The 7,375-nt window shown below is 61.3% G+C and carries 8 protein-coding genes; 4 read left to right on the top strand and 4 right to left on the bottom strand.

Annotated features, from left to right (window positions below; translation table 11 throughout):
• Positions 1-51: 51 nt before the first annotated feature.
• On the bottom strand, positions 52-303 hold the full coding sequence (oprI, locus tag APH34_RS14525) for an outer membrane lipoprotei OprI (RefSeq protein ID WP_003259780.1): 252 nt from the start codon (positions 301-303) through the stop codon (positions 52-54).
• A gap of 510 nt (positions 304-813) precedes the next feature.
• Between oprI and APH34_RS14520 the strand changes: the two genes are divergently transcribed.
• Positions 814-1,095 carry a GNAT family N-acetyltransferase gene (locus APH34_RS14520; protein ID WP_054901726.1) on the top strand — a complete coding sequence of 94 codons (282 nt, stop codon included), beginning with the start codon at positions 814-816 and terminating at the stop codon, positions 1,093-1,095.
• A gap of 64 nt (positions 1,096-1,159) precedes the next feature.
• On the opposite strand, the gene APH34_RS14515 is transcribed toward APH34_RS14520, so the two are convergent.
• Positions 1,160-2,236 carry a 3-deoxy-7-phosphoheptulonate synthase gene (locus tag APH34_RS14515; RefSeq protein WP_054901725.1) on the bottom strand — a complete coding sequence of 359 codons (1,077 nt, stop codon included), beginning with the start codon at positions 2,234-2,236 and terminating at the stop codon, positions 1,160-1,162.
• Positions 2,237-2,426: 190 nt separating this feature from the next.
• Here APH34_RS14515 and APH34_RS14510 point away from each other — a divergent pair, with 190 nt between their 5' ends.
• The 3 genes from APH34_RS14510 (at position 2,427) to cysB (ending at position 5,080) form a co-directional block, all read left to right on the top strand.
• Entirely contained in the window at positions 2,427-3,374 is a 948-nt protein-coding gene (locus APH34_RS14510) for a putative 2-dehydropantoate 2-reductase (RefSeq protein ID WP_054901728.1), read from the top strand.
• A 104-nt stretch (positions 3,375-3,478) separates the two neighbouring features.
• A complete protein-coding gene (locus APH34_RS14505; protein WP_054901724.1) occupies positions 3,479-3,976 on the top strand; it encodes a universal stress protein in 498 nt (165 codons plus the stop codon).
• 129 nt (positions 3,977-4,105) lie between these two features.
• Positions 4,106-5,080, top strand: coding sequence for an HTH-type transcriptional regulator CysB (gene cysB / locus APH34_RS14500; RefSeq protein ID WP_054901723.1), 975 nt, complete (start codon positions 4,106-4,108; stop codon positions 5,078-5,080).
• Between the two features lie 78 nt (positions 5,081-5,158).
• On the opposite strand, the gene APH34_RS14495 is transcribed toward cysB, so the two are convergent.
• Both APH34_RS14495 and pabB read right to left on the bottom strand, forming a co-directional pair.
• On the bottom strand, positions 5,159-5,893 hold the full coding sequence (locus APH34_RS14495) for a phosphoadenylyl-sulfate reductase (protein ID WP_054901722.1): 735 nt from the start codon (positions 5,891-5,893) through the stop codon (positions 5,159-5,161).
• A 124-nt stretch (positions 5,894-6,017) separates the two neighbouring features.
• Positions 6,018-7,361 carry an aminodeoxychorismate synthase component I gene (gene pabB / locus APH34_RS14490; protein ID WP_054901721.1) on the bottom strand — a complete coding sequence of 448 codons (1,344 nt, stop codon included), beginning with the start codon at positions 7,359-7,361 and terminating at the stop codon, positions 6,018-6,020.
• Positions 7,362-7,375: the final 14 nt, after the last annotated feature.

Genomic DNA, 7,375 nt, shown 5'->3' with positions numbered 1-7,375 from the left:
AAAAAAGCCGGCCCACAAGTGGGCCGGCTCCATAACAATCCGCGAGGATTATTACTTGCGGCTGGCTTTGTCCAGCATGCGCAGAGCGCGCTCGTTGGCTTCGTCAGCGGTCTGCTGAGCCTTCTGAGCGGCAGCCAGAGCGTCGTCAGCCTTACGGTAGGCTTCGTCAGCACGGGCTTGAGCGCGAGCTGCTGCGTCTTCAGTCGCAGTCAGACGAGCTTCGGTTTCTTTGGAGACGCTGCTGCAACCGGTAGCCAGAACTGCGGCCAGAGCCAGAGCAGAGAATTTCAGAACGTTGTTCATCGTGTTCCCCTTCAAGGACTTTCTATTAAATAGCCATCTCTCGGAAAAGAGAAACTGGCCGGCGTACATAGTACCCATTACTTGTAGTAAGTAAACTGACAGAGCGCAAGAACTGCAAAAAAAATGTTGCCGTCACGGTGCCCGACAAGATTTGTAGGGCATTTGTGAAAACGCCGTGCAGATGGCGCAAGCGATTGTAGTACGGGAACTTTTTTGTTGAACTAAAGGTGACTTTAACTGTCGGTTAGCGTCTTAAGCCCAAGAGCATCCGGCTGTTGTTGCGGGCATGGCGGGGCAATGGGCCAAGCCACTCGCCCCTGCTACTTTTTAACCGCAACCACCTTGAGCAATCCCGCCTGGCACGCCTACTATTTGAGGTGCTTGCCCTGGTAGAACGATTGCAAGCGAGCCGCGGTCCAAGGGGCAAGAGGTGGCGTAGAGGTTCCTCCGCCGGATAAACCACCATCGGTTAAGGTAAAGGTCTGCCGAAAAGACCTGCGAGGAGTAGTGATGAGTGAAGCGCTGACCATCCACCATGACCAGGCCGGTCATCAGTTCGAGACCACTGTGGACGGTCATCGTGCCTACCTGACGTACATGGACTTGGGCAAGCAGACGCTGGATATCTATCGCACCTTCGTGCCCAACGCCCTGAGGGGGCGCGGTATCGCTGCTGCTTTGACCGAAAAGGCCCTGGAGTATGCCGACCAGATGGGTTACACGGTGATCCCGTCCTGCTCGTACGTGGAGCGCTACATGGAGCGCCAGCAGCGCCATTCGAGCAAGGCCTGACGCCGCGTAGCGCGCACATGCAAAAACGCCGGGCATTGCCCGGCGTTTTCATTGGTGGCCCCGCTTAGCCGCGCTTGCGCTGCGGCAGCACATCCTTGAGTTTGGCATGCATGCTGCGCAGGGTTTTCTCGGTGGCGGACCAGTCGATGCAGGCATCGGTGACCGACACGCCGTACTGCAGTTCGTCCAGATTCTTGGGGATCGACTGACAGCCCCAGTTCAGGTGGCTTTCGACCATCAGGCCAATGATCGACTGGTTGCCTTCGAGGATCTGGTTGGCCACGTTCTCCATGACCAGCGGCTGCAGGGCCGGGTCCTTGTTGGAATTGGCATGGCTGCAGTCGACCATGATGTTGGCCTTGATCTTGGCCTTGGCCAGGTCCTGTTCGCACAGCGCAACGCTGACCGAGTCGTAGTTCGGCTTGCCGTTGCCGCCGCGCAGCACCACGTGGCCATAGGGATTGCCCTTGGTGGTGACGATGGACACGCCGCCTTCCTGGTTGATACCCAGGAAACGGTGCGGCTTGGACACCGACTGCAGGGCGTTGATGGCCACGGTCAGGCCGCCATCGGTGCCGTTCTTGAAACCGACTGCCGAAGACAGGCCTGAAGCCATCTCACGGTGGGTCTGGGATTCAGTGGTACGGGCGCCGATGGCCGACCAGCTGATCAGGTCTTGCAGGTACTGCGGGGAAATAGGGTCGAGCGCTTCGGTGGCGGTCGGCAGGCCCATTTCGGCCAGGTCCAGCAGCAGCTTGCGGCCAATGTGCAAGCCATCCTGGATCTTGAACGAGTCATCCAGGTACGGGTCGTTGATCAGGCCCTTCCAGCCAACCGTGGTGCGCGGCTTCTCGAAATACACCCGCATGACCAGGTACAGCGTGTCGGAAACTTCTTCGGCGAGCACCTTCAGGCGCTCAGCGTATTCGTGTGCGGCCTTGATGTCATGGATCGAGCACGGGCCGACCACGACGAACAGGCGATGGTCCTTGCCGTCGAGGATATTGCGCACCACTTCTCGGCCAGCAGTCACGGTCTGCAGGGCCTTGGCGCTGAGGGGGATTTCCTTCTTGAGCTGATCGGGGGTGATCAAGGTCTCGTTGGAGGCAACGTTAAGGTCGTCGATCGGTAAATCAGCCATCGTGTTACTCGTCAGGTCACGGGTGCCGGCCGCCAGCAATCCCCGTGCGGCCCAGCAGCAAGAATGTTCGCAGCGGGGAGCGGAACCTTAACGCGTTACAGGGAGCGCGACAATGGGGTTGCCTGCCGAGGGTGCGCAGAGAGCGCAATCCGGTGTAAAAAAGCCCACCGACCTTTATCTGGAGATCAGCATGGACCCTCGCACACCGCGCATCGGCATCATCGGCAGTGGCGCCATTGGTGGCTTTTATGGGCTGATGCTGGCGCGTGCTGGCTTTGACGTGCATTTTCTGTTGCGCAGTGAGTATGCGGTGGTGCGCGAGCAAGGCCTGAAGCTGGACAGCGCTGTGCATGGGGCTGTGCAAATGACCGTGCAGGCCTATGCCAACGCTGCCGATATGCCGCCCTGCGACTGGCTGCTGGTGGGCGCCAAGGCCACCAGCAATGCCGAACTGGCACCGCTGATCGCCCAAGCCGCAGCACCCGATGCCAGGGTGCTGCTGTTGCAGAATGGGCTGGGTGTCGAGGAGCAGCTACGGCCGGCCTTGCCCGGTCACCTGCATCTGCTCGGCGGCTTATGCTTCATCTGCGTCAACCGCCAGGCCCCTGGTGAAATTCGCCACCAGGCACTGGGCGCCGTCAACCTGGGGTATCACAGTGGGCCCGCCAGCGATGGCGGTACCGCCATCGTCGAGGAGGGTGCGGGGCTGTTCCGGGCCGCAGGGATCGATTCCCAGGCCATGGAAAACCTGGGCCAGGCACGCTGGCAGAAGCTGGTGTGGAACGTGCCCTACAATGGCCTGTCGGTGCTATTGGGCGCCAGTACCGCGCCGCTGATGGCCGATGCCGACAGCCGCGAGCTCGTGAAGGCGCTGATGGCCGAAGTGGTACAAGGCGCGGCGGCCTGCGGCCATCCGTTGCCGGCGGGCTATGCCGAGCACCTGTTCCGGATCACGGAACAGATGCCTGACTACTGGCCAAGCATGTACCACGATCATGTCGGCAAACGGCCACTGGAGCTGCAGGCCATTTACGCCGAGCCGCTGGCCCGGGCCCAGGCAGCCGGCTGTAGCTTGCCCCGTATGCAGCAGCTTTATCAGGCGCTGGCGTTCATTGACCGCAGCAATCGGGCCGGCTGAAACCTCTGCAACCCGCGGCGGCAGTGCGCCAGACGGCAACGCGAGCGTCTGGCGCACTGCTAAGCTGAAGCTTGCTCTGCCGCAACGGCAGTCGAGGAGGTCGAATGATCCGCTCCATGCTGTACGCCACCGACCTCGGTGTCTATGCCCCGTTCGTCATGCAGCACGCCTTGGCCCTGGCGCGCACCTTCGGTGCGGAGTTGTACCTGATCCATGCTGTCGAGCCGATGGGGCAGTTCGCCGAATCCCTGCTGCAAAGCTATCTCGATGAGCAGACGCTGGATGAGCTGCACAGTGAAGGCGTCAATACGGTAATGGCAAATATCGAGCAGCGGGTGCTCGAGAATTTTCGCGACGAACTGGGCGAGGACGCAGACCTGGCGGTTATCAAGGCGGTGAGGGTGCGCCAGGGCGACCCGGCCCAGGTCATCCTGGAGCAGGCTCAACGGCTGAGTGTCGATCTGTTGATTTTCGGCAGCCACAGTGCGGGCGCCGGGGTGGATGTGCCCATTGGGCGCACCGCGGTGCGCTTGCTGCAATTGTCACCGGTGCCGGTGTACATGGTGCCCCTCTCGCAGCACCTCGGCCGTAGGAAAATGTGAAGCTGGCAGTAGGGTATTTCGGAGATCCGTGTAACAAAATAGTTCTAGTTTTATTTCCAGAACCACTAATATAGTTATATCCCGTCGCTGCCTGCTGCCGCTGACTTACCGCTGATTTGAGGGAAACCTATGAAGCTTCAACAACTGCGCTACATCTGGGAAGTGGCGCACCATGACCTCAACGTCTCCGCGACGGCGCAGAGTCTGTACACCTCGCAGCCGGGGATCAGCAAGCAGATCCGCCTGCTTGAGGATGAACTGGGGGTTGAAGTCTTCGCTCGCAGCGGCAAGCACCTGACCCGTGTCACCCCAGCGGGCGAGCGCATCATCAACACCGCTGGCGAGATTCTGCGCAAGGTCGAGAGCATCAAGCAGATTGCTCAGGAATTCTCCAACGAGAAGAAGGGTACGCTGTCCATCGCCACCACCCACACCCAGGCGCGCTACGCGCTGCCGCCGGTGATCAGCAGCTTCATCAAGCAGTACCCGGAAGTGGCCCTGCACATGCACCAGGGCTCGCCTATGCAGATCGCCGAAATGGCAGCCGACGGTACCGTGGATTTCGCCATTGCCACCGAGGCGCTGGAGCTGTTCGGCGACCTGATCATGATGCCGTGCTACAAATGGAACCGCTGTGTGGTGGTGCCGCAGGGGCACCCGTTGACCAAGCTGCCGAAGCTGACCCTGGAAGCGGTCGCCGAGTATCCGATCGTGACTTACGTGTTTGGTTTCACCGGCCGTTCCAAGCTCGATGAAGCCTTCAACCACCGTGGCCTGACGCCCAAGGTGGTGTTCACCGCGGCGGATGCCGACGTGATCAAAACATACGTACGCCTGGGCCTGGGCGTGGGTATCGTGGCCAAGATGGCGGTGGATACCAAGCTCGATGCCGACCTTGTGGCCCTGGATGCCAGTGAGCTGTTCGAGGCCAGCATCACCAAGATCGGCTTCCGCCGTGGCACCTTCCTGCGGGGGTTCATGTGCGATTTCATCGAGAAGTTCGCGCCGCACTTGACCCGTGAAGTGATGGCCAAGGCCATCCAGTGCCATAACAAGCAGGAACTTGAAGAGTTGTTCGAAGGCGTTGAGCTGCCGGTGCATTAACCGCAGCTACACACCGCCCGTGACAAGAAAGAGCAGCCCTAGCGCGGGCTGCTCTTTTTTTGGCTGCAGCGCTGCTCTTCAGGCTTTGCTGATCAGGTTGCCGGCATGCAACCCGCATTCTTTCTGGGTTGACTCTTCCCACCACCAGCGGCCTTCGCGCTCATGCTGGTTAGGCAATACCGGGCGGGTGCAGGGCTCGCAGCCAATGCTGATGAAGCCGCGCTCATGCAGGCTGTTGAACGGCAGTTCGAGCATGCGGATGTAACCCCATACTTCAGCGCTGGTCATCTGCGCCAACGGGTTGAACTTGTACAAAGTGCGCTCCGGCGTGGAGAACGCGCCGTCGATTTCCAGTGCCGCCACCTGGCTGCGGGTGCCCGGGCTCTGGTCGCGGCGCTGGCCGGTGGCCCAGGCGCTAACGGTGGCGAGCTTGCGCCGCAGGGGTTCGATCTTGCGGATGCCACAGCACTCGCCATGGCCATCCTTGTAGAAGCTGAACAAGCCCTTTTCCTTGACGAACGGGTCCAGCTTGGCGCGGTCCGGGCTGAGAATTTCGATCGGCAGCTGGTACTGCTCGCGCACTTGGTCGATGAACCTGTACGTCTCCGGGTGCAGGCGGCCAGTGTCCAGGCTGAATACCTTGACCTGCTTGTTCAGCTTCCAGGCCATGTCGACCAGCACCACATCCTCGGCGCCACTGAATGAGACCCACAGGTCGTCGCCGAAGTGTTCGAAGGCGAGCTTGAGGATATCCTGCGGGGACTTGTTGGCGTAGGTCGCGGCCAGGGCGGCGACGTCGAAGGGTTGGCTCATCAGGCGGTTTCCATCTTGGCTGTGGCGCTGTGCGCTCGTAATGAGGTGATGGTAACAAAAAATGCCGGGGCAGACGGGCTCAATCGGCGCCGTCCGCTTGGTGGGCAGGGGCGCCCGGGCGGGCTCAGAGCTGCTGCAAGGTCTGCATCAATACCCGCACCTTGGCGATCGATTCCTCGTATTCGGACTGCCAGTCCGAATCCGCCACCACCGCACCGCCCCCCCAGCAATTGACCTGCCCATCCTTGATCAGCAGGCTGCGAATGGCGATTGAGCTGTCCATTTCTCCGCGTACATCGATGTACAGCAGCGAGCCGCAGTACAGGGCGCGGCGCGTAGGTTCCAGTTCGTCGATGATCTGCATGGCACGAATTTTCGGTGCGCCGGTGATCGAGCCGCCGGGGAAGCTGTCGCCGACCAGGTCCAAGGCATCTTTGCCTGCGGCCAGTCGCCCGGTGATGCTGCTGACCAAGTGGTGAACGTTGGGGTAGCTTTCCAGGCTGAACAGCTCGGGGACCTTCACCGAGCCCGTCTGGCAGGTGCGCCCCAGGTCATTGCGCAGCAGGTCGACGATCATCAGGTTTTCCGAGCGGTCCTTGGGGCTGTTGCGCAGCGCCTCGGCATTGCGCGCATCGATGACCGGGTCTGCCGAGCGTGGTCGGGTACCCTTGATCGGGCGCGTCTCCACCTGGCCTTGGCTGACGCGAATGAAACGCTCCGGAGAAAAGCTCAGCAAGGCACTGCCATCGGCCAGTTGCTGGTAGCCGGAGAACGGTGTCGGGCAGGCCTTGCGCAGAGCCTGGTAAGCCCACCATGGGTCGCCTTGGCAGGGCGCACGAAAGCGCTGGGTGAGGTTGATCTGGTAGCAATCGCCGGCCTGGATGTAGCGTTGCACTTGGTCGAAGGCAGCCTGGTATTGCTCAGGCGTCAGGTCACCTGTCATGGCAGAGAGCAACTGGAAGCTGCTGTTTGCAGCGCTGTCAGGTGTCTTGAACAGGGTAACCAGACGCTCGCGTTGTTCGGCGGCCAGGCTAGGGTGGAACACCAGTTGGCTGGTGGCCAATTGGTGATCGGTGACCAGCGCCCAGTCATAAAGGCCAAGCTGTGCATCCGGTAGGCCAAGATCGTCGTTGGCCAGGCTGGGCAACTGTTCCAGGCGCCGGCCGAAATCGTAGCTCAGGTAGCCGATGAGGCCGCCGGCAAATGGCAACTCGACGCCGGCGGGCAGTTGCGCATTGCCCAGTTGTGCCAGGCCGTCACGCAAACGCTGCAGGAACGTGCGACCGTCCTCACCGGGCTGGGCTTGCAGGTGCTGCAGCGGCCAGGCGCTGAGCAGATCGAAGCGGCCGCGCTCGGCACCGGGGCGGGCACTGTCGAGCAGGATCGCGCCGGGAGCCTGGCGCAGGCGGGCGAAATAGGCGGCGGGGTCGGGCTGGTAGGGCAGGGGGTAAAGCGTACAGGTCGGCATCAGTGTGGACGGCG

Origin of the sequence: Pseudomonas sp. NBRC 111131 (assembly GCF_001320525.1) — a bacterium.
Lineage (GTDB): Bacteria > Pseudomonadota > Gammaproteobacteria > Pseudomonadales > Pseudomonadaceae > Aquipseudomonas > Aquipseudomonas ceruminis.
Note: the sequence above shows the minus strand (reverse complement) of the source record. Positions and strands in the feature narration are given on the sequence as shown.

What these genes read in the sequence shown, in the direction of transcription:
- oprI (WP_003259780.1), bottom strand. Translation starts at nt 303, where the DNA reads ATGAACAACGTTCTGAAATTCTCTGCTCTGGCTCTGGCCGCAGTTCTG.
- APH34_RS14520 (WP_054901726.1), top strand. Translation starts at nt 814, where the DNA reads ATGAGTGAAGCGCTGACCATCCACCATGACCAGGCCGGTCATCAGTTC.
- APH34_RS14515 (WP_054901725.1), bottom strand. Translation starts at nt 2,236, where the DNA reads ATGGCTGATTTACCGATCGACGACCTTAACGTTGCCTCCAACGAGACC.
- APH34_RS14510 (WP_054901728.1), top strand. Translation starts at nt 2,427, where the DNA reads ATGGACCCTCGCACACCGCGCATCGGCATCATCGGCAGTGGCGCCATT.
- APH34_RS14505 (WP_054901724.1), top strand. Translation starts at nt 3,479, where the DNA reads ATGATCCGCTCCATGCTGTACGCCACCGACCTCGGTGTCTATGCCCCG.
- cysB (WP_054901723.1), top strand. Translation starts at nt 4,106, where the DNA reads ATGAAGCTTCAACAACTGCGCTACATCTGGGAAGTGGCGCACCATGAC.
- APH34_RS14495 (WP_054901722.1), bottom strand. Translation starts at nt 5,893, where the DNA reads ATGAGCCAACCCTTCGACGTCGCCGCCCTGGCCGCGACCTACGCCAAC.
- pabB (WP_054901721.1), bottom strand. Translation starts at nt 7,361, where the DNA reads ATGCCGACCTGTACGCTTTACCCCCTGCCCTACCAGCCCGACCCCGCC.